Below are 18,731 nucleotides of genomic sequence, written 5' to 3'. Positions count from 1 at the left end.
GAATGAATTTATGATAATGTGTTTTAATAAAATACTGATATAACATAAAGAAAAATTTTCATTTTCTGAAGTACACGATTCAGGTAAAACAATACTGTATTGAACAGTGTTAAACTCCCGAGTGTACGTTTCAGAGCAACCACTGTCAAGTTTAAAAGTCATCGGAGAGGCTCTGCTTTAAATGTGAACAGGAATAGATTATTCTACTCCATATATCAAATAAAAATTGTGTTTCCCTGAAATAGGCTGTACAAGTGTCACGACCGCTCCTGAAAGTCGACTGCTATTTCTTGATCAGGGGGCGGCCTAGGTCTTTCTGTCTCCTTTTGAATAGACGCAAGTGGCAGTGAGCCTGAACCATAAGTCAGAGGGTTGTGTTCAGTAGAGTTAATCATTTTCATAAATAACAGGACAGTAACCGGCCGCAACTGCGGCTGGAAAGAAAATGACTTTACTGGGTGTTCCCCGGATAATGAAGTAAAAAAAATGTGTCCATGCATGACACCGTAACCTGACTTTTCGGGTGATTGTCGTGCGTGGATGGAATTGTGCTCATGTTACCGGGAGATTTCCCGGAACAGGAGTGAAGGAAAAACAATGGTTACAAAAAAAAAGACGGAAAAAGAGAAAAGTGTCCTCAAGATTAAAGCTACAACAGGTGCCTGGTGGAAAAGCACAGTAAAGGAAGAACCGGAAACTGTTGATGCTGTTGAAGAGGTAAAAAAGAAAAGCGAAAGAGCGGCTTCAAATAAAAAGAAAGTCAACAGAGGGGCCGGGAAAAAAGCAACCGGCAGGCGTTCAAAGGGTTCTTCGGCGACTGACGAAAAGAAAAAGAAGCCCACAGCATCCAGGAAAAAAAGTTCTTCTCCACAAAAGAAAGAGGAAAAGCAGAAACCATCTCGAAGTCGTTCGCCTCGTAAAACGGAGCTACAAGCTCCTGTGGAACAACAGGCGGAGTCGCAGGACCAACCTGTCCAAGAAGTAAAGACACAGAAAGAAAAAAATGTATCCAGCGAAAAGGGGAGTCGCCGGCGGGAGAAAAAAGCAGAACCTGTACGTAAACTGCTCATCAATGCGGAAGAACCTGAAGAGTGCAGAATAGCGCTGCTTGAGGATGGTCGCCTTGAATCCATTCATGTTTCCTCCGTCACGAGGACCCGCACAAAAAATAACATCTACAAGGCAAAAATTGTTGCCATTGAACCCAGTCTTCAGGCTGCTTTTGTTGATTACGGAACCGACAAAAACGGTTTTCTGCCGTTCAGTGAAATCCATCCGGAATATTACAAGCAGGATCTGGATGACAACATTCGGGAAAAGGTTGAAGCCCACCAGTGGAAGAAACTGAGTATTTCCGATGTGGTTGAAAAAGGACAGGAAATTCTGGCGCAGGTTGTCAAGGAGGAAGTAGGGAAAAAAGGGGCGAACATGACCACTTACCTCTCTCTTCCAGGTCGATGCGTTGTCCTGATGCCCGGCTCGGATTCCTCCGGAATATCGAGGAAAATTTCCGGAGAAGAGAAGCGGACTCGGCTGCGGGATGTCATGAAATCAACGAAAATACCGGAAGGGATCGGTTGGATCGTACGGACAGCCAGTCTGGATATCACCAAAACAGCTCTTTCCAGGGATGTCAAGTATCTGCTCAGGTTATGGGAAGAGATCAAGAAAAAGGGACAGTCCCTTGAAGGGGTTGGTCTGGTCTATGAGGATCATCACAATGTACTGATGTTTCTGCGCGAACACTTTGATCCGTCCATCGTGGAAATACTTGTTGATGATCCGGTGGCTCTGGACCAGGTGAAAGGGTTTATAGAGCTGCTTCCCTCCAAACAGAAAAATGTCAAGGTACGGCTGCACCGTGGTTCGAGGCCTATTTTTAACCAGTTCAGTGTAGAGGATCAGATTGAATCCATCTACCAGCCCCAGGTTAATCTTCCTTCGGGCGGTTCCATTGTCATAAATCCCACAGAAGCATTGGTTGCTATTGACGTGAACTCGGGTTCCACCTCCAAGGGCAAGAATTTTGAAGCCTCAATTTTCCAGGCCAATATTGAAGCGGCCAATGAGCTGGCACGGCAGTTGAGATTAAGGGATCTTGGCGGGCTTATTGTTGTCGATTTTATCGATATGCGGAGCAGGAAAAATATCCTTGCAGTGGAGCGTGAAGTGAAGGCGGCCATGAAGAGGGACCGGGCCAAGGTCGATTTCAGCAGGATCTCAAAATTCGGCCTGATGCAGATTTCCAGGCAGAAACTGGGGGCACCCATTGAAGCAGGGAATTACAGGAGATGTGAGCATTGCAAGGGACGGGGGACCGTGCGTTCCGTTGAGACCCTGGCCCTCTTTTACCTGCGGAGAATCCAGACTGCCGCCAGCAGAAAGCAGGTTGTCCGCATCGAATGCCATTTCCCCCTTGACGTGGCGTCCTATCTGCTGAACAATAAGCGGCAGGAACTGTACTCAATGGAAACAAAATATGATGTTGAGATTACCATTGTCGCAGAAACTTCCATGAAACCGGCGGACAATGAACTGATTTTTCACAGGAAGGAAAAAGAGGCAAAAAAATAAAAACAAGCTTGAGTTCCCCACTAAACTGGGGTATATAAACATCTCTCAATGCACCAGTAGCTCAGCTGGATAGAGTACCTGACTACGAATCAGGGGGTCACAGGTTCGAATCCTGTCTGGTGTACCAGTTACTACAGGCACTTAGTTCAATTATGGATTAAGTGCCTGTTTTGTTGTATGAGAGTGGCCAAAATAAATGATGGAAAATAGAGTTAAAATGTGCAAGATAAGTGATGGAAAGGTAAGGAACCCCCTCACGTATCGCGCAAATACCCCGAGAGGGTTCCTGCCTAAAACACTAAGGCAGGAAAATGATACCAGAATTACTTCAAAGCACCAACCTTTTTAAGCTTCTTCACCATATAGACATAGATTTGGCTGATCAGCAGCATAAAGCCGGTTGTCCCTATTGTGGTAGCCCTCAGCATTATTCCAATTACCAACGTCAGCCACGCGGTGGGCCTGATCTTCCTGAAGAGTACTCTGTACGGTTCAGTCTCTGTTGCAGTAAAGAGAATTGTCGTCGTAGAACCTTACCGAAATCGACTCTATTCATGGATCGGCGGGTGTATTTCAGAGTAGTTATATTGATTGTAACCACACTAAACCAAAGCAAACCACAGGAATACAGTAAAAACATGGTGTCAAAAATGCTTGGAGCAGACAGGAAAACAATCAGCAAGTGGTTGACGTATTTTCGTGAGATTTTCCCTAAAAGTCAACTCTGGCAAACAATACGTGGTTCTATTCATCCTGCTGTTACAAATCACACTGATCATGCTATGAAATAGTGGACACTCAGTTAAGCCATTGTTACAAATATGGCAGGAGGAAAAATATGAGTGTTCAACAGAGAAGAAAATACGATCCAGATTTTAAACGCAATGCGGTTCTATTGTCAGAAGAACCTGGGAAGGCAGTAACTGAAATAGCTGACAACCTTGGTATCTCAAGAGATTTGCTTTACCGATGGAGAAGAGAATACAGAGCCAGAGAAAACTATTCTTTTTCAGGGAATGGCAGAGAGTCTCTGACACCTCAGGAGCAAAAAGTAAGAGATCTCGAAAAGAGGCTCAGGGATGCCGAGATGGAGCGGGATATATTAAAAAAAGCCATGGCCATCTTCAGCAGGACACCGAAATGATATTTAAGTTCATCAAGGAAAATCGCTCATCATTTCCGGTGAAGAAGATGTGCCATGTATTCAATGTCTCCCCGAGCGGTTATTATCGCTGGATCAAGGCCCCTATCTCTACGAGGCAGATAGAAAAGGACCATTTGAAAAAACGTATACAAGAGCTGTTTGAGCAACACAACGGCATGGTCGGGAGTCCGATTATCACTGCTGATCTTCACGATCAACCTGAGTTTTCAAATGTAAGCCGACAGCGTGTAGCTCGTATGATGAAGGAAATGGGTTTGAAATGCCGAACTGTAAAAAAGTTTGTTGTTACCACGGATTCAAAGCACACTGAGCCAGTGGCTCCCAATCTGTTGGACCGCAAGTTCACCGTGTCCTCCCCCGACTTGGTGTGGGTTACCGATATCACCTATCTGAAGATAGGCAGTAAATGGCACTATCTCACAGTTTTCATAGACCTGTTTTCTCGAATAGTTGTGGGTTGGGATCTCAGCGATTCCCTTGAAAGACATTCTGCAATTAGGGCGCTAAACAAGGCCATATTGAGGAGACACCCTGGCCAGGGATTAATGGTTCATAGTGATCGTGGAGTTCAATATGCAAGTAGCGATTTCAGAGCATTGCTGCAGAAACGAGGATTTGTTCAAAGCATGAGCAGAAAGGGAAACTGCTGGGACAACGCAGTAGCTGAATCGTTTTTCCATACTATTAAAACCCAAATGATTCATCACTGCACATTCCACAATGTGGCTGAGGCTGAGCAGACCATATTCCATTACATCGAGGTCTACTACAACCGACAAAGGAAACATTCTACAAACGGATATAAAGCTCCTGCTCAATATGAGTTGGAGTGGTGGGACGATAGAAAAGCGGCTTAACCGTGACTCCACTTTTTTGTGGCAAGATCAGTCTGTTAACCGCTTACGTGAATTATAGTGATCTATATTTACTGCCAAAATACTGTAGAAGATGGCGTCGCCTGGACTGACCTTGGGTGAACATTGTGTAAATTTTTTCTCAATCACTGATAATTGTCTCATTGTTTGTGTTCTACAGCTATTCTCAAAATTGACACAATGTTCATGAGAAATGCGGGTTAGCAAGTTTTTGGGGTGAAAATGTGCCTATGATTGTCGAACTCGGGTGTTTGTAGTGAGAAAATTGAGACAGGTAATCACATATTAGGCTGCAGCCGAATTTATTTTCCCCTATTGCAGGCAAGCTCGGAATAGTCTCTTAATACTCCAAAGGGTTCCCTTTCATTGGAAAGAGTTCCTTGGATGTCAATATTGTGAAGAATAAGTAGCTGCTCTTCGGAGTCTGATCCCATAATCATATTGATTCCTGAAGGGGCCCAGGTTCCCGATCGGCCGCAATAATCCAGACCTTTTATACTGTGTGGTCCCACACTATTGGCGGCCATTAGCCAAATTTGATTTTGTCCAGCTAAGGCAGGCAGAATGGTTTCCCACTGGGTTTGGTGATAGGTAGAATCCTTTATCCCCAATTCTGGGTACATACGCTCTCCCTGCTTTCGCCAGGCTGCAGTAACGATCAAGCCGTCTATTTGATGGTTATAGACTAAATCATTAATCAGGGGAGCAAAACAGACATCATAGCACGTTAGTACGCCAAATTTGCCCCAAAGTGTTTCCATTACAAGGGTGTCATTGATTCCTGAACGGCAGAATTTTTTTTCAAAGCTGGGTAAGAAGGTTTTTTTGTATGTTTTTTCGGGGGACAGGGAATATCCGTTTTTATCTAATAGCAGGGTGGTATCGTAAAAATAGCCTTGCTCTGTTGATACTTTTTCAAGTCCGTTCAACACAATAACCTGGAGTGTGTCGTTAATATATCGTGCTGTAAGATCATTTAGCCAGGAGCTCAACTTTTCAAAAGTGGCATTCTCCATAAACGTTTGACAATCTCCTTCTGGCTCAAAGAAATAGCCGGAAAGACAAAATTCAGGAAAAATCGCAATGTTCACTTTTTCCGACAAAAACTGATCCAGGGCTGAAACAACTGCGGCCTGGTTTGCCTGAAGATTGCCGGCCTCTGAGTTTATATTGGCAATTCCAACTGTCAGATTATCGTTTTGAGTACTGAATTTTTTTTCTACCACACTGAAACGTTTAATAATATTACCTTACGCAAAGATTAAAAAAAGTATCCAGAGAATTCACTTGATCAAATTGCCGGATAATCCCTTTTAATTTTTCTGCTTTATCAGGGCCCAGCACCGGCGCTGTGAGCCAGACAAATTTCTCTTCAAGTTCTTCATTCGTCGGCAAAACTGTATGAGTATCCCATCTTGCCGACATCGTCCCTGAATTATATATTTGGCCGGATTTGGTTTTGATTTCCACTTCAGATTCCGCTTTTTCGGGAAATACCCTTTGGAACCGTTCCTGGGCGATGATGGTGATTTTATCCATCATCTGTCGAATATCTAGAGCAAAAAGTCTGGGAGGCAGGTTCTGGCTCGGTCCAACTTCACCATCCAGTATGGCTGCGGCAATGGGAAAGAGGATATTATACTGAGCCTCTTCGGTGTTTTCGGGATATTTTTGGCTTAATGCTGCAGACTCTTTAAAGGTGAACACTTTGATTGAGTCAATATCGCAAGGTGAAAGGGCGTTTTTCTGTATTATTTTCAATGCGCCATCAACTCCGGGGTGAGCCCATCGACATGCAGAATAAGGTTTAAAGTATAGATTCAGGATTTCCCATTTCTTTCCTAGGGATGTGATCCAATCCGGAACGGGCGTATCGTCAAAAATGGGTTGGATACCGGTAAATCCTTTTTGGGCCAAAAGAACAGACATTATTGCCACCATGCATCCCCATCCAATACTGTCTTTGCCCATGCTCGGTACATCAATGCATTTCATCATAGGGGCTATGGGGCATGATATTCAGCTGCACCGAGGGCATGATGAAGGTGGTCATCGCTTAACCCCAGCAATTTACCAGCAGCGGCTGCGCCGCTGATTGCACCCCATGATCCGGAAGAATGATAGGTTTGGTAGGTTGCGTGCCGGATTAGACCTACTCGGGCCCCGATTTCATAGCCGACAACAAGAGAAGTTAGAAAATCCTTGCCGCTGATCTGCTTTTCTGGACTGGCTGTCAGTTGAGCTGCCCCCAAAAGAACCGGCAGGATTCCAGCACCGGGATGCCCCATTGTTGGTCGATATCCGTCATCAATATCTAGAGCATTGCCTGCAAAACCATTGGCCAGAACCGCACCGGAAACTGATACCTTTTTGCCAGAGACCATGATGCTGGCCTGCGTTCCGGGGAATTGTTCCATGGCAAAGGATTCCAGCATTTCCCCAACCGGCGTGTTATGACCGGAAATGAGAGCTCCTAGTGCATCCATGAGACAGCGTTTAGACTGGTGTTGTACTGCTTCGGGTATTTTTTCCCAGTTTAAATCGCCGATAAATTTAAGTGTCTGCTTGGTATAGTTCACTTTGTCCCTTCAAAAACCAATTTTGTAAAAAACTCATAATTTCAGCTAACTTCAATTTAGGTTCTCGGTCTTAAGGAGCAAAGATATCATTTTCAAGAAAAATCATTTCAGGCCGTTTCATTGCAGTCACGGCTCTGGTCTTCTGGACATCAATTGTCAGAAGTACCAGAGCCTCACTTTCAGATGTCGTGCCGGTAACAAAAATTTATTACAATAGATTTTGTGATGTCAGGAAATTTTTTGCCACTTCTGTGACCGATTTCTTGTCAACATCCACTTCCGCGTTTAATCTAGACATTGTCGCATCGTCGAGCAACCCAGACAAGGTATTGAGGTGTTTCGCGAGATCTGGATTAGCATCCAGTGTCTCTTTGCGGATAGTGGGGGTAATGGCATATGCAGGGAAGAAGTTCTTTGTGTCCTTGAGTACAACGAAATTGAAGGCCGGGATGCGCCCATCTGTAGCAAAAACTAATCCCACATCTACGTTGCCGTCTTTTAAGGCCTTGTACACTAAACCTGTTTCCATACGCTTTACGTCAGAGCGTGGGAATTTGAAGCCATAAGCCTTCTGTAGCGGTTTCAAACCATCATCTCGCTTATAAAACTCAATATTGCACCCGAGGGTCAGTTTTTCTCCTCCATTAAGTTTAGTTGCCAGGTCCTCCAGGGTTTTGAGTCCTTTTGATTCCGCATCAGCCTTTCGAACAGCTAGAGCGTAGGTGTCATTTGCTGCTGAAGGATTAAGCCAGACAATACCTGCTTCAGCATCTTTGGCTTTCACTGCATTATAAATCTCATTGGCCGACTGGTTTGCAAACTTATTTTTATGAAAAGTCAGAAACGCTGTACCGGTATATTCCCAATAGAGGTCTACCTGTTTGTTTTCTAGCGCGCTACGCACCAGAGAAGTACCCATACCGGTTTTGAGTTTTACTTCGTACCCCTTACTCGTAAGGTACTGACTGGTAATTTCTGCCAAAAGAAGTTGTTCGGTAAACCCTTTTCCACCTACAGTAACAGAGCCTGCTAGCGCTGTTGAGGCTATGAAAACTGCACAAAGTGTGCTCGTGATAAAGCCAATTTTTTTCAGTATCTTTTTCAATGTACTCTCCTCCTTCTTCAAATTGGAATCTAGGTAAACCGTTGGGGGTTTATACCTTTGGGTAAAAGCCAAAACTGAAGTCTTGACAATATAAAATCGGTAACGATGGCTAGTGCAGCTATCGAAAAAGACCCGATTAACAATGAATTGAACTCATTGAGCATAATTCCAGTGAAAATATATTCTCCGAGACTATCTGCAGCTATAAGCGTAATTAGAGGGCTGGTACCTACATTCAGGGCAAAACCCGTCCGGATACCAGCGCTAATGACGTAAAGTGCATTGGGGATTTGTACTTTCCACAAAACTTGTTTATCGGTCATGCCCTGTCCCCGGGCGGCCTCAATCATATGATCCGGAACTTCACTGATACCCTGGTAGGTATTTCGGACAACCGGCAGAATGGTAACTGTTACCAGACCAATAAATGCCGACTTAAAACCTATCCCGGTGATGGTCATTATAATTGCTAAAACGGCAAGCGTAGGAACTGCAGAGAGAATATTGAAGCTCTGGGAAAACACCTCGGCATAACGTTTAAACCAGGGACGTGTCATAAGGATGCCGGAAGCGATCCCAAGGATTGTTGCAGTGAAGCCAGAGGCAAGGACAATTTGCACATTTTGTTTAAGGAGATAGTTCCAGTCTTCAAAAGTATCCAGAAATTCACCGATCAAACCAGACGATTGGGCTAAAGCACCAAACATAAAAACCAGCGCTATCAGAAAAAATATGGATAACGACTTGCTTTGTTTAAGAAGAACGGTAAAATAGTTCATTCGTCTACCTTATTTTTAATTCTATTAGACAATTTTGTCACCTTGCTTGCGTGGGGCCTCCCCAAGAAGAGTGGCGATAGTATGCTGGGTGAGATAACCTTTATACGTACCGTTGTCGTCTACAACCGGCAGCCAATCACACGCGTGAGCGTACATTTGTGAAACGGCATCGTGCAGGGTATCGTTTTCATGGATGGTACCTGGGAGATGGTCTATATATTCACCCACAAAACCGCTACTGTCACCTTTGATCCCCTCTTTGGTAATGTACCCCCGCGCTCGGCCTCGAGGCCCTACGACCACAGCTATATGCGCATCGCGATCCTGCATCTTTTTGGTAGCTTTGTCCAGAGGATCTTCAGCTTTAACAGCCATCCGAAAGGGCATGATCGCATCAGTGACGTTAGTTAGCTTAAGCCTTTTCAGAGCTCTGTCAGACCCTACGAAATCTTTGATAAATTGATTGGCAGGATTTGCGAGAATCTCGTCAGGGCTATCACACTGCTCTAGAATGCCGTCACGGAAGATGGCAATTTTATCACCCATTTTTATGGCTTCGTCGATATCGTGGCTAACAAACAAAACTGTTTTACCCAGTTCGGCATTCAGTTTTAGAAATTCATCCTGAATAACTGCTCTGTTGATGGGGTCAATGGCTCCGAAAGGTTCATCCATGAGCATCAGGGGAGGGTCTGCGGCCAGCGCTCTGATAACGCCTATACGTTGTTGCTGTCCCCCGGATAGCTCACGGGGATAGCGTTTAAGGAAGATTTTCGGGTCAAGATTGACCATTTCCATCAACTCACTGGCCTTGTTCCTGCTTGTTTTCTTATCCATTTTCAATAGATCGGGTACAATGCAGATGTTGTTTTCGATTGTCATGTTTGGAAAAAGGCCGATTTGCTGGATAACATAACCAATTTTGCGCCGCAATGTTATAGCATCGAGTTCGTCGGTATCGGTGCCGTCGATGAAAATCTTCCCAGAAGTTTTAGGGATCAACTTGTTGATCATTTTCAAGGCTGTTGTTTTACCACAACCCGACGGACCCAGGAAAATACAGATCTCCCCCTTTTTGACCTCCAGTGAGATGTTATTTGCTGCAATTACAGGAGCTTTTCCCGGCACATCAAAATGCTTGGTTAAGTTTTGAAGTCGAATCATGTTGTTGCCTCGCTCAGGCCTTTTGGTGTTAGGAGTTTTTGTAAAAAGAGGAACAGGTAGTCAGCGGTGATAGCTAACAATGAAACGGCAACTGCCCCTACAATCAGCTTGGTGGTATTGGTGCCAGTAATTCCTTCGTTAATGATTGTGCCCAAGCCCCCTGCTCCGATATAGACTGCGATGGTGGCCACGGCTATGTTCATCACGACTGCCATCCGTACTCCGGCCATGATAACAGGGATGGCAAGCGGGATTTCAACCCTGGCCAGTCGCTGCCAATTACTCATCCCCATTCCCCGTGCGGCCTCTCGAAGAGATGGGTCAATGTTATTGATGGCTGTGTAGGTATTACGTATGATCGGCAATTGTGAATACAAAAAGATAGCGATAGCGGCAGGCCAGAAACCAATGCCACGGTCGATGAGTGACAATAGCGGAATCATTAGGCCAAACAGAGCAACTGAAGGAATGGTGATTATTACGGAAGCAACATAGAGCACTGCATCCGCAAGTTTTTTGTTTTTGGTTATCAATATACCAATGGGGACACCGGTCAGTATAGCAACTCCAACAGATATGCTCACTAGATACAGATGTTCAATTGTCAACCGTATAATTGTCGGGTAGTTCGTTCCCAGATATTGGATAATCTCTTCCATCAATCACCTGTAATCGTAAATAGTTACCCATGTAGGCTGATTACCTAAACAGGCTTCCAAGCTAAGGTCATTTTTTAAGTCAACCATAGATCTCGGAATATAGGGCTATGGTAATATTTAGTCTGATGAATCATGTGATGACGTCAACTTCTATCAAATGTAACAATAATTGTCAACATTGTTTTTTATCTTTGCAAAATTTTTCAAACATTACTCTGAGCCTCTTGCAAAAGTAAACTCACCGGTTGATTGTTGAGTTTGGCTATCACACTTTAATACCCGGTCAATTTGATAAGCTGGTCGGCAAACAGCGTGATAACCCCAAACATTAATGCATCATTACCTTGGCAGGGCCATGAACCATAAGGTTCCGTCCGCCATATTCCTCTTTCAATTGTCCGTTGAAACGCTCCACCGAGCTGCGTGTGATAAAAATCAAGCCTACGTAAGAAGTGGGCTAAATGTAACCAAAGCTATCAAAATGTTTTAGTGTTTGAATTTGTGATGTTCATGCATTGAAGCTGTTTTCGGGAGGGTTCTTCATAGTTGCCTTCAGCTACTTATGCTTCACCCAATCTCTGATAGCTGATTGTCCACATTAAAGATAGGCACCATAGAAGTTAAAAAATACAATGTGATGTTTGCATCTTGTTAATTTGATGAGCGATTAAAAGAAGCACCACCGCGTAACAGCCAGTACATAACAACACGGGGACTTTGCACCTTTCTCGCGTTCGGTTACTGAAGAAATAACAAATCATTTTCCAAAAACGTTTGCTCTAGCTTTTGCTGGTGAAGTTGCAGCTCTTCTCCCATTTCCGCAGAGAGTGACTCGACCAAATAGTTGATCAGGCAGAGAAGGGATATGGTTGCGCCGAGGTATGGGATGCCGGTGCTCGAGGCAATTAGAGTATGGTTGCTTATTTGTGATAATGGACATGTCGAACTCTCTGTGAGTAGTATCATTTTTAGCTGTTGTCGTCTAACCAACTTACCTACTTTTATTAAATCATTTGGATACCTGGTGGTGGCAATTATAACGATCACCGAGTCAGGATCAATGAATACAAGTCTGTCTATGCAAGTTGTATCACTCCCTTTTAGTAAATGAACTTCCGGTCTTAATTTTCCGAGAGTCCAGCTCATATGACTTGCAAGAGAATAGGAAAGTCTTGAACCAATAATATGCACCGACTTTGCATTCTTGATGTGATCTCTGACCTTTTTTATTTCATTCAAATCAATGGATTGGCTCAGAGATTTTATATCTTCAATATTTCGACTAAGCATTTTTTGAAGCAATTCGTCGTCAGTATGAACAACAGATTGGGTAAGTTTACTACGGTCTAGAAGGGTGAGCTCGGTGTCGATGTGTTCTCGCAACTTATCGATTAAGAGTGAATAGCTGGTGAAGTTTAGCTGACGGACGAACCTAACGACTGTCGCTTCACTAACGCCAACTTCCGCCGCAAGTTGCCTTGTCGTCATGAAAACAGCTTTGTCGGGACGCGACCTGATAAAATCAGCAAGTATTTTCCCTTTTGCGGTTAATCCTTGATAGTGCTCCTGAATGGTTTTTGTCAGAGATAGTTGCTTGCTGGTCATTGTATTTCTCCTGCGAAAATAATCAGTTATGAGTGACATTAACATTGAGATGAAAGTAGCATAAATGATTCTGCGGGGTTTTGCATCAATAATTCTTTTCAAGATGAGGGGAGAGGTGATCTCTTACGTCTGCTAGAAGTACTTTGCGTTGTTTTCTGCGCTTTCTTGAGTTGAATGCAAGTATCTACATGATATGTTGATGGAATTATTACTCGACTTACGAGTAGGTAAGATAGATTTCGGTTCTTTGAAAGAATTAATGACAGGTTTCGTTACATTTATCTTGACAGGCGCTGCTGATTGTGACAAGTAATAAGTGAAAGAAAGAAAGGACATATACGAACTTTAGTTTCAGGCTGTTTGGAACTCTATATAATCATATAAAAACAATATGTTAGGAGGATGGATATGAATTTAATGGGTTTTCAGGGAGGGCAATATCGCCCGCTTTCTTCAGAGCAGGTTGAAGTAGTACATGACGCATCCCTAAGGATTCTTGAAACAATTGGTATCACTTTCGAAAAGGGTCTTGAAGATACAGCCCGAATGCTGGAAGACAATGGTGCTACTGTCGATTGGGAAAAGATGAATATTCTTTTCCCAAAAGAAATGGTTACCGAACAAGTAGCCAAATCGCCGGAGAAAGTGGTCCTTTGTGGCCGTGACCCGAAACATGATCTCAACCTGAGTGAAGATCGCGTTCATTTGGGGACTGGTGGTGGGACCATTAAAATTCTGGATCCTGAAACGGGTGAGGTAAGATCAACAACTCTGAAGGATCTCTATAATGTTTCTCGACTTGTTGAGCAGCTGGATAATGTCCACTTCCTTGTACGGCCATGTATTCCAACAGATATTGACAAGTCTGATTACGATATCAATATGTTTTATGCCTGTTTAACCGGATCATCAAAGCACGTCATGTCAGGTGTAAACGATGAAGCAGGTTTACACAATGTAATAGAGTTGGCTTCCTTAATTGCAGGAGGTAAGGAAAAGCTGCAGGAAAGACCATTTATCTCGGTGATTACATCTTTTGCCATTAGCCCACTTAAGCTGTGTACGCAATCGACTCTGATTATGCAGGAAGCTATTCGTAACAACATTCCGGTAGCTCTGTCCAGTGCACCAATGGCAGGCTCCACATCTCCTTTGACCATGGCTGGAACCCTTGCACAACTGCATGCTGAAGAAATGGCAGGGGTCACCATTTGTCAGTTGACAAACCCGGGAGCTCCACTCCTTTATGGTGGAATACCAGGTCTTGCCAATCTTAAAACAATGGGATACTCAGGTGGAGCGGTGGAGTGTGGGATGATGAACGCTGCTATCCATCAACTTTCAGCTCATATAAAAGTACCTAATTATAATTCAGCAGGTCTTTCTGACTCGAAAGTTCCAGATGCCCAAGCTGGTTATGAAAAAGCTTTTACCGCACTCTTAGCGTCCATGGGAGGGTCCAACTATATTCACCACAGCGCAGGAATGCTCGAATCAATGCTTGCCATTGCGCATGAACAGTTTGTGATTGATGACGAAATTATTGGTAACTGCTGCAAAGTATTAAAAGGCATCGAAGTAGATGTAGAGCATCTTGCATTGGAAGTTATTGAATCTGTGGGGCCTGGTGGCAATTTCATGACCTCTATGCACACGATGAAGCATTTGAGGACAGAGCATTATCACGGCAATGGAGTTACTGACAATAAGAGTAGAGATAAGTGGGAAAAAGAAGGCAGTCTAGATGCAAGGGAAAGGGCGCGTATTATCGCGAGAGATCTTATCGCAGCTGCGAAACCATCGTTAATTCCAGATGATATTAACAAAGTAATCCGAGAGAAATTTAATATTTTACTCGATATTTAAATAGAAATTTAACAGACTTTATAAGGTGAGAATCATGGTTGATTTAAAAGAAATTACTCAGACACTGCTGGAGCTAGATGAACCCAAAATGCTTCAATTGATTAACAAAGCCTTGGAGAGCGGTACTCCAGCAGATGAAATACTCAATGATGGACTTATTGCCGGGATGGATATTGTCGGTCAAAAAATGGAAAATGGCGATATGTTCATCCCGGAGGTTCTTATGGCTGCTCAAGCAATGAGCAAAGGGGTTGAGGTTATCAAACATCTTTTGGCAGATGATGCGAGCTCCTCTAAAGGGACTGTTGTTATTGGAACTGTACAAGGCGATCTTCATGATATTGGTAAGAACCTTGTGGCAATGATGATGGAAAGTGCTGGTCTGACAGTTCATAATGTCGGTGTTGATGTAAGCCCTGATAAATTCATTGAACTCATTAAAGAAACAAATGCCAATATTCTTTGCCTCTCCGCCTTGCTTACGACCACTATGCCTATGATGAAACAGACCATTGACGCATTATCAGAAAGTGGGCTTCGGGCTCAGGTAAAGGTGATGGTTGGTGGAGCCCCTGTCACACAGGAATTCGCAAATGTGATTGGTGCCGATGCGTTCGCTCCCGATGCAGGTTCTGCTGCTAAAAGGGCCAAGGAACTTGTTCATTAAAAAGGGGTCCCAAATGTTTCAAGTGATCGGAGAGAGAATAAACACTTCAAGAAAAAAGGTTCAGGCTGCAGTAGTCGCTCGCGATGTCAAATATATCCAGGAAGATGTAAGGAGTCAGCAGGAGGCAGGTGCCCATTTTATAGACGTTAACGGTGGAGCACGAATAGGGCATGAGCAGGAGGATATGCAGTGGCTGTTGGAGACTATTGCTCCTGTTGTGACGGTACCAATCTGTCTGGACAGCCCTGATCCCACGATTCTTGAAATGGCTTATACCCTGGTAAAAGAGCAGCCGATGGTCAATTCTATCAGTTTAGAAAAAGAACGTTTTGAGGTAATGATGCCGTTCTTGAAGGGTAAGAAATGTAAGATTGTTGCCCTGTGCATGGATGATAGCGGAATGCCAGGTTCTTCGACTGATATCCTTAACAGAGCAGAACAACTTGTTACCGCACTGGTGGGTATAGGTATGAAACTGGATGATATATACTTAGATCCTCTTATACAACCTATCAGTACAGATTCCGGCAAAGGCACGATGGTACTGGACGCAGTCAGGCAGATCAAAAAGCAATTTCCGGAGGTGCATATCACAGGAGGACTATCCAATATATCCTACGGATTACCCGAGAGAAAAATCATAAATCGTACCTTTGTTACCCTTATGATGGCAGCAGGTATGGATTCAGCAATTATCGATCCCCTCGATGAAAAGATTATGGCAACGATTAAGACTGCAGACATGCTTAACGGTAAAGACATTTTCTGCATGAATTATTTAAAAGGAGTTCGAACAGGAGTGATCAAATCGTAAAATTAATTCACCCGGTATCTACAACCTCTCTTTAGGTCGTTCAAAGCGTATCTTTGTAATATCAGTATATTATTTATTATAAAAGTAATCAAAAAAGTATCTGGAGATAAAGATGTCAGAATCAAGTTGGTCGTTGCTCTATCTAAGTCAGGAAGATTGTGTGGAAGCAGGTGGTGCTGAAATGTCTGAAACACTAAAAGCCACGGAACGTTCCTTTTTTCTCCACGGAAAAGGGGATTATGTCCAACCCGGCAAACCAGTAATACGTTGGGGAGATGCATCAACGGAAGAAACTATTGGCAGGATTATGTCAATGCCAAGTTTTCTTGGTGGAAAGGAATTCGGAGAGGAACTCAACCTGCGCGGGCTTCTAGGTCCGGTTGATACCTCAGGTATTAAATTTATTCCAAGTCGTCCTGATAATCCTAAAAAGGGGTTACCAAGGGCAACCGCAATTATAATCATCCTTGATCCTGAAACATTTATTCCGATCTGCGTAATGGACGGTGCTATTGTCAGCGCTATGCGTACTGGTGCCGCTAGTGGGGTTGGTGCCAAATATCTGGCAAACCCTGATTCAAAATATTTTGGCCTGGTTGGCGCAAGTGTACAGGGTATGACTCAGGCTGCAGCAATCAAAGCAGCAGTTCCATCTCTTGAAATGTTAAAGGTATTTGATATTAATTCGGACGCATCTAAAGCATTTGCTGATAAGATGTCTGAGCGACTGGAGATGGAGATTATTCCTGTTGAGACTGTACGTGAAGCCTTTGTAGAGATGGATGTAATCTCAACTGCGACCATGGCAAGGGAACCCTATGTGAATAAAGAGTGGTACAAACCCGGCGTTTTCCATGCCGAGATTTCATTCTGGGATACTCCGCCAGAAGCACTTACTGTATTTGACAGGGTCTTCGTCGATGATTGGTATCAGGTAAAACACCATGGAGTGGATGTATCCTGGCGGGCTGTTAAGGAGGGTTTCATTCCGGAGGAGCGAGTAATCGGAGAACTGGGTGAAGTTGTTGTCGGTAAGAAAGTTGGTCGAGAGAGCAAAAGCGACAGGATCTTTTTCAACCCTATTGGTCTGGGTATCCATGATCTTTCCGAAGCATACAGAGTGTACCAGAATGCAATGGCAAAAGGTGTGGGAACAACACTGACTTATTTTGAAAGGAACAGTGGATGGCTTGATTCGCTGTCTTTGTAATCTTTGGTCTGTTCCCGCGAGGAAGACACCAAATCGTGGGAACATTATCACTTTAAGCAAAGATGACAGGTATCAAGATTGGCTTTATGAACCTCCCGGTACGATAATGAAAATTGATGAACAGACAACTTTACCAAACAGCCAACGAAAAACTCTCTTATCATAGAGGAAAGCTTTTTGTATCAATTAACATTTATTATCACCTTTATAATCATCTCCTTATTAACAGTCAGGAGAGGCACTAAAGTAAAGTCAGCAGCGGATTTTTCTATCGCCCGTGGTTCTCTGCCTTTTACAAGAGTCTCATGGATCATTATCGGCACTCTTGTCGGTGGTGTTTCGACCATCGGTACTGTCCAAACTGCTTATACTCACGGCATTGCCGCATGTATTTTCACATTCGGTAGTGGTATTTCCTGTTTCCTTCTTGGTTGTCTTTTTGCTAAAGCACTCAGAGAAGAAGGTGTCATAACAGTATCAGAATTTCTCGGGAAGTATTTCGGGGAAAAATTTCGACATTACAGTAGTATCCTCAACTCCAGCGGCATGTTTCTCCATGTGGTTGGTCAGTTTCTTGCGTCGATTGCTATTCTACAGTCGGTTTTCCGATTTGGCCCGGTAGTTTCAATACTGCTTACTCTGATCTTGCTTGGTGTTTTTGTTATTTCTGGAGGTATTTCTGGAGCTGGCTTAATCGGTCAGATCAAGTTTTTCATGCTCTACATGATTATGCTGGTTTGTGCAGGCCTTGCACTTTACAAGGGAGGCGGGTTAAATGAAATAATCAGTCGTCTGCCGCAAGATCTGGATATGTTGAGTTTCGCCGCTTACGGCAGGAAAACTGCTGCTATCGACATGTTATCAATGCTGGCAGGAGTTTTGTCAACGCAGATCTATCTCCAGGCAATTTTCTCAGCAAAAAACGTCAAAGAAGCAAGGAATGGAGCTTTTCTGAGCGCCACGGTCATACCACCCATAGGTGTACTTGGTTTAATCGTCGGACTCTATTTAAGAGGTAGCTTTCCAGAGATAGGAGAACATGCCGCTCAGGCTCTTCCTTTTTTTATTTATCATAGTTTTCCACCTGTGATCGCTGCTTTTTTTTCTGCGGGGATATTACTAATTGTCTTAGGTACCGGTGCCGGTCTTACACTTGGTGTAACAACCAATATATACAATGACTTCCTTTGTACTCACAAAGGTCTTCTGCAAAAAAACAACCCAGTCAGGTTACTCAGAATTACTGCCTTGGCCGTCCTTATTCTTGCAACTATCCTTGTTTTCACTGGCCTTGACACAACAATTCTTAAATGGAGCTATTTATCAATGGGCCTCAGGGGATCTGCAGTTTTTGCAGGTTTATTCGTAGCTGTATTTTTTAAAAAAAATCATCAGTCTCGGTTCATACTCTTATCTCTTTATTTAATTCCGATTATTTACATAGTGTTGAGTCTAGTCTAGTTAGTCGATCTTGAAAAACTGTTTATCCTGTTGAAAACACGAGACAATATTTTAAATCTATTGTATAGAAATAACAGGATACTGGCCTTATCCCCTTAATTTTCTTGCAAATTTTCACCGTGAAACCGAAAATATTTCCGCAACAAAATCCTCAACCGGATTTGTTTACATTCGATCTCAGTGATGATGCTGTTTGACCAGCGACAAT

General features: G+C 43.5%; 17 protein-coding genes and 1 tRNA gene. 10 read left to right on the top strand and 8 right to left on the bottom strand.

Annotated elements, in window-relative coordinates; all coding sequences use genetic code 11:
* The first annotated feature begins 597 nt into the window (after nt 1-597).
* From LO777_RS12445 to LO777_RS12430, 5 genes are all read left to right on the top strand, one after another.
* Entirely contained in the window at nt 598-2,574 is a 1,977-nt protein-coding gene (locus tag LO777_RS12445) for an Rne/Rng family ribonuclease (RefSeq protein ID WP_228854217.1), read from the top strand.
* A gap of 50 nt (nt 2,575-2,624) precedes the next feature.
* Nucleotides 2,625-2,701: transfer RNA gene (locus LO777_RS12440), tRNA-Arg, on the top strand.
* Between the two features lie 184 nt (nt 2,702-2,885).
* Nucleotides 2,886-3,365: a hypothetical protein gene (locus tag LO777_RS12435; protein ID WP_228854216.1), complete on the top strand. Its 480-nt coding sequence runs from the start codon at nt 2,886-2,888 to the stop codon at nt 3,363-3,365.
* 47 nt (nt 3,366-3,412) lie between these two features.
* Nucleotides 3,413-3,718, top strand: coding sequence for a transposase (locus tag LO777_RS21080; protein ID WP_407929069.1), 306 nt, complete (start codon nt 3,413-3,415; stop codon nt 3,716-3,718).
* Nucleotides 3,676-4,596: an IS3 family transposase gene (locus tag LO777_RS12430; RefSeq protein ID WP_407929146.1), complete on the top strand. Its 921-nt coding sequence runs from the start codon at nt 3,676-3,678 to the stop codon at nt 4,594-4,596. Before LO777_RS21080 ends, LO777_RS12430 begins: the two co-directional genes overlap by 43 nt.
* Before the next feature lie 320 nt (nt 4,597-4,916).
* Here LO777_RS12430 and LO777_RS12425 read toward each other — a convergent pair whose 3' ends face one another.
* From LO777_RS12425 to LO777_RS12390, 8 genes are all read right to left on the bottom strand, one after another.
* The gene (locus LO777_RS12425; RefSeq protein ID WP_228854215.1) at nt 4,917-5,840 is read right to left on the bottom strand and encodes a carbon-nitrogen hydrolase family protein; all 924 of its coding nucleotides are present in this window, start codon (nt 5,838-5,840) and stop codon (nt 4,917-4,919) included.
* Between the two features lie 19 nt (nt 5,841-5,859).
* Nucleotides 5,860-6,612 carry an MmgE/PrpD family protein gene (locus tag LO777_RS12420; protein ID WP_228854214.1) on the bottom strand — a complete coding sequence of 251 codons (753 nt, stop codon included), beginning with the start codon at nt 6,610-6,612 and terminating at the stop codon, nt 5,860-5,862.
* 5 nt (nt 6,613-6,617) lie between these two features.
* Nucleotides 6,618-7,193 (bottom strand): MmgE/PrpD family protein, encoded by a 576-nt coding sequence (locus LO777_RS12415; protein WP_228854213.1) that lies wholly within the window; start codon nt 7,191-7,193, stop codon nt 6,618-6,620.
* Nucleotides 7,194-7,401: 208 nt separating this feature from the next.
* Nucleotides 7,402-8,298, bottom strand: coding sequence for a glycine betaine ABC transporter substrate-binding protein (locus LO777_RS12410; RefSeq protein ID WP_228854212.1), 897 nt, complete (start codon nt 8,296-8,298; stop codon nt 7,402-7,404).
* Nucleotides 8,299-8,327: 29 nt separating this feature from the next.
* Nucleotides 8,328-9,077: an ABC transporter permease gene (locus tag LO777_RS12405; protein WP_228854211.1), complete on the bottom strand. Its 750-nt coding sequence runs from the start codon at nt 9,075-9,077 to the stop codon at nt 8,328-8,330.
* A gap of 24 nt (nt 9,078-9,101) precedes the next feature.
* A complete protein-coding gene (locus LO777_RS12400) occupies nt 9,102-10,241 on the bottom strand; it encodes an ABC transporter ATP-binding protein (RefSeq protein ID WP_228854210.1) in 1,140 nt (379 codons plus the stop codon).
* Complete coding sequence (locus LO777_RS12395) at nt 10,238-10,900, bottom strand: ABC transporter permease (RefSeq protein ID WP_228854209.1); 663 nt, start codon at nt 10,898-10,900, stop codon at nt 10,238-10,240. The genes LO777_RS12400 and LO777_RS12395 overlap by 4 nt, the downstream gene beginning before the upstream one ends.
* 738 nt (nt 10,901-11,638) lie before the next feature.
* Entirely contained in the window at nt 11,639-12,505 is an 867-nt protein-coding gene (locus tag LO777_RS12390; RefSeq protein WP_228854208.1) for a MurR/RpiR family transcriptional regulator, read from the bottom strand.
* A gap of 408 nt (nt 12,506-12,913) precedes the next feature.
* Between LO777_RS12390 and LO777_RS12385 the strand changes: the two genes are divergently transcribed.
* From LO777_RS12385 to LO777_RS12365, 5 genes are all read left to right on the top strand, one after another.
* Nucleotides 12,914-14,371: a trimethylamine methyltransferase family protein gene (locus LO777_RS12385; protein ID WP_228854207.1), complete on the top strand. Its 1,458-nt coding sequence runs from the start codon at nt 12,914-12,916 to the stop codon at nt 14,369-14,371.
* 34 nt (nt 14,372-14,405) lie between these two features.
* Complete coding sequence (locus LO777_RS12380; RefSeq protein ID WP_228854206.1) at nt 14,406-15,038, top strand: corrinoid protein; 633 nt, start codon at nt 14,406-14,408, stop codon at nt 15,036-15,038.
* A gap of 13 nt (nt 15,039-15,051) precedes the next feature.
* On the top strand, nt 15,052-15,852 hold the full coding sequence (locus tag LO777_RS12375; protein ID WP_228854205.1) for a dihydropteroate synthase: 801 nt from the start codon (nt 15,052-15,054) through the stop codon (nt 15,850-15,852).
* Between the two features lie 112 nt (nt 15,853-15,964).
* Nucleotides 15,965-17,062, top strand: a complete 1,098-nt coding sequence (locus tag LO777_RS12370; protein ID WP_228854204.1) for an ornithine cyclodeaminase family protein — start codon at nt 15,965-15,967, stop codon at nt 17,060-17,062.
* A gap of 177 nt (nt 17,063-17,239) precedes the next feature.
* Nucleotides 17,240-18,523: a sodium:solute symporter family protein gene (locus tag LO777_RS12365; protein ID WP_228854203.1), complete on the top strand. Its 1,284-nt coding sequence runs from the start codon at nt 17,240-17,242 to the stop codon at nt 18,521-18,523.
* Nucleotides 18,524-18,731 lie beyond the last annotated feature (208 nt).

Origin of the sequence: Desulfomarina profundi (genome assembly GCF_019703855.1) — a bacterium.
GTDB classification, from domain to species: Bacteria; Desulfobacterota; Desulfobulbia; order Desulfobulbales; family Desulfocapsaceae; genus Desulfomarina; species Desulfomarina profundi.
The sequence above is the reverse complement of the archived record's forward strand: the minus strand, read 5'-3'. Positions and strand labels throughout refer to the sequence as shown.

Bases quoted from the DNA above. Each gene is read 5' to 3' on its own strand.
- LO777_RS21080 (WP_407929069.1), top strand. From the start codon at position 3,413: ATGAGTGTTCAACAGAGAAGAAAATACGATCCAGATTTTAAACGCAAT.
- LO777_RS12405 (WP_228854211.1), bottom strand. From the start codon at position 9,077: ATGAACTATTTTACCGTTCTTCTTAAACAAAGCAAGTCGTTATCCATA.
- LO777_RS12420 (WP_228854214.1), bottom strand. From the start codon at position 6,612: ATGATGAAATGCATTGATGTACCGAGCATGGGCAAAGACAGTATTGGA.
- LO777_RS12390 (WP_228854208.1), bottom strand. From the start codon at position 12,505: ATGACCAGCAAGCAACTATCTCTGACAAAAACCATTCAGGAGCACTAT.
- LO777_RS12445 (WP_228854217.1), top strand. From the start codon at position 598: ATGGTTACAAAAAAAAAGACGGAAAAAGAGAAAAGTGTCCTCAAGATT.
- LO777_RS12370 (WP_228854204.1), top strand. From the start codon at position 15,965: ATGTCAGAATCAAGTTGGTCGTTGCTCTATCTAAGTCAGGAAGATTGT.
- LO777_RS12395 (WP_228854209.1), bottom strand. From the start codon at position 10,900: ATGGAAGAGATTATCCAATATCTGGGAACGAACTACCCGACAATTATA.
- LO777_RS12400 (WP_228854210.1), bottom strand. From the start codon at position 10,241: ATGATTCGACTTCAAAACTTAACCAAGCATTTTGATGTGCCGGGAAAA.
- LO777_RS12375 (WP_228854205.1), top strand. From the start codon at position 15,052: ATGTTTCAAGTGATCGGAGAGAGAATAAACACTTCAAGAAAAAAGGTT.
- LO777_RS12380 (WP_228854206.1), top strand. From the start codon at position 14,406: ATGGTTGATTTAAAAGAAATTACTCAGACACTGCTGGAGCTAGATGAA.
- LO777_RS12385 (WP_228854207.1), top strand. From the start codon at position 12,914: ATGAATTTAATGGGTTTTCAGGGAGGGCAATATCGCCCGCTTTCTTCA.
- LO777_RS12435 (WP_228854216.1), top strand. From the start codon at position 2,886: ATGATACCAGAATTACTTCAAAGCACCAACCTTTTTAAGCTTCTTCAC.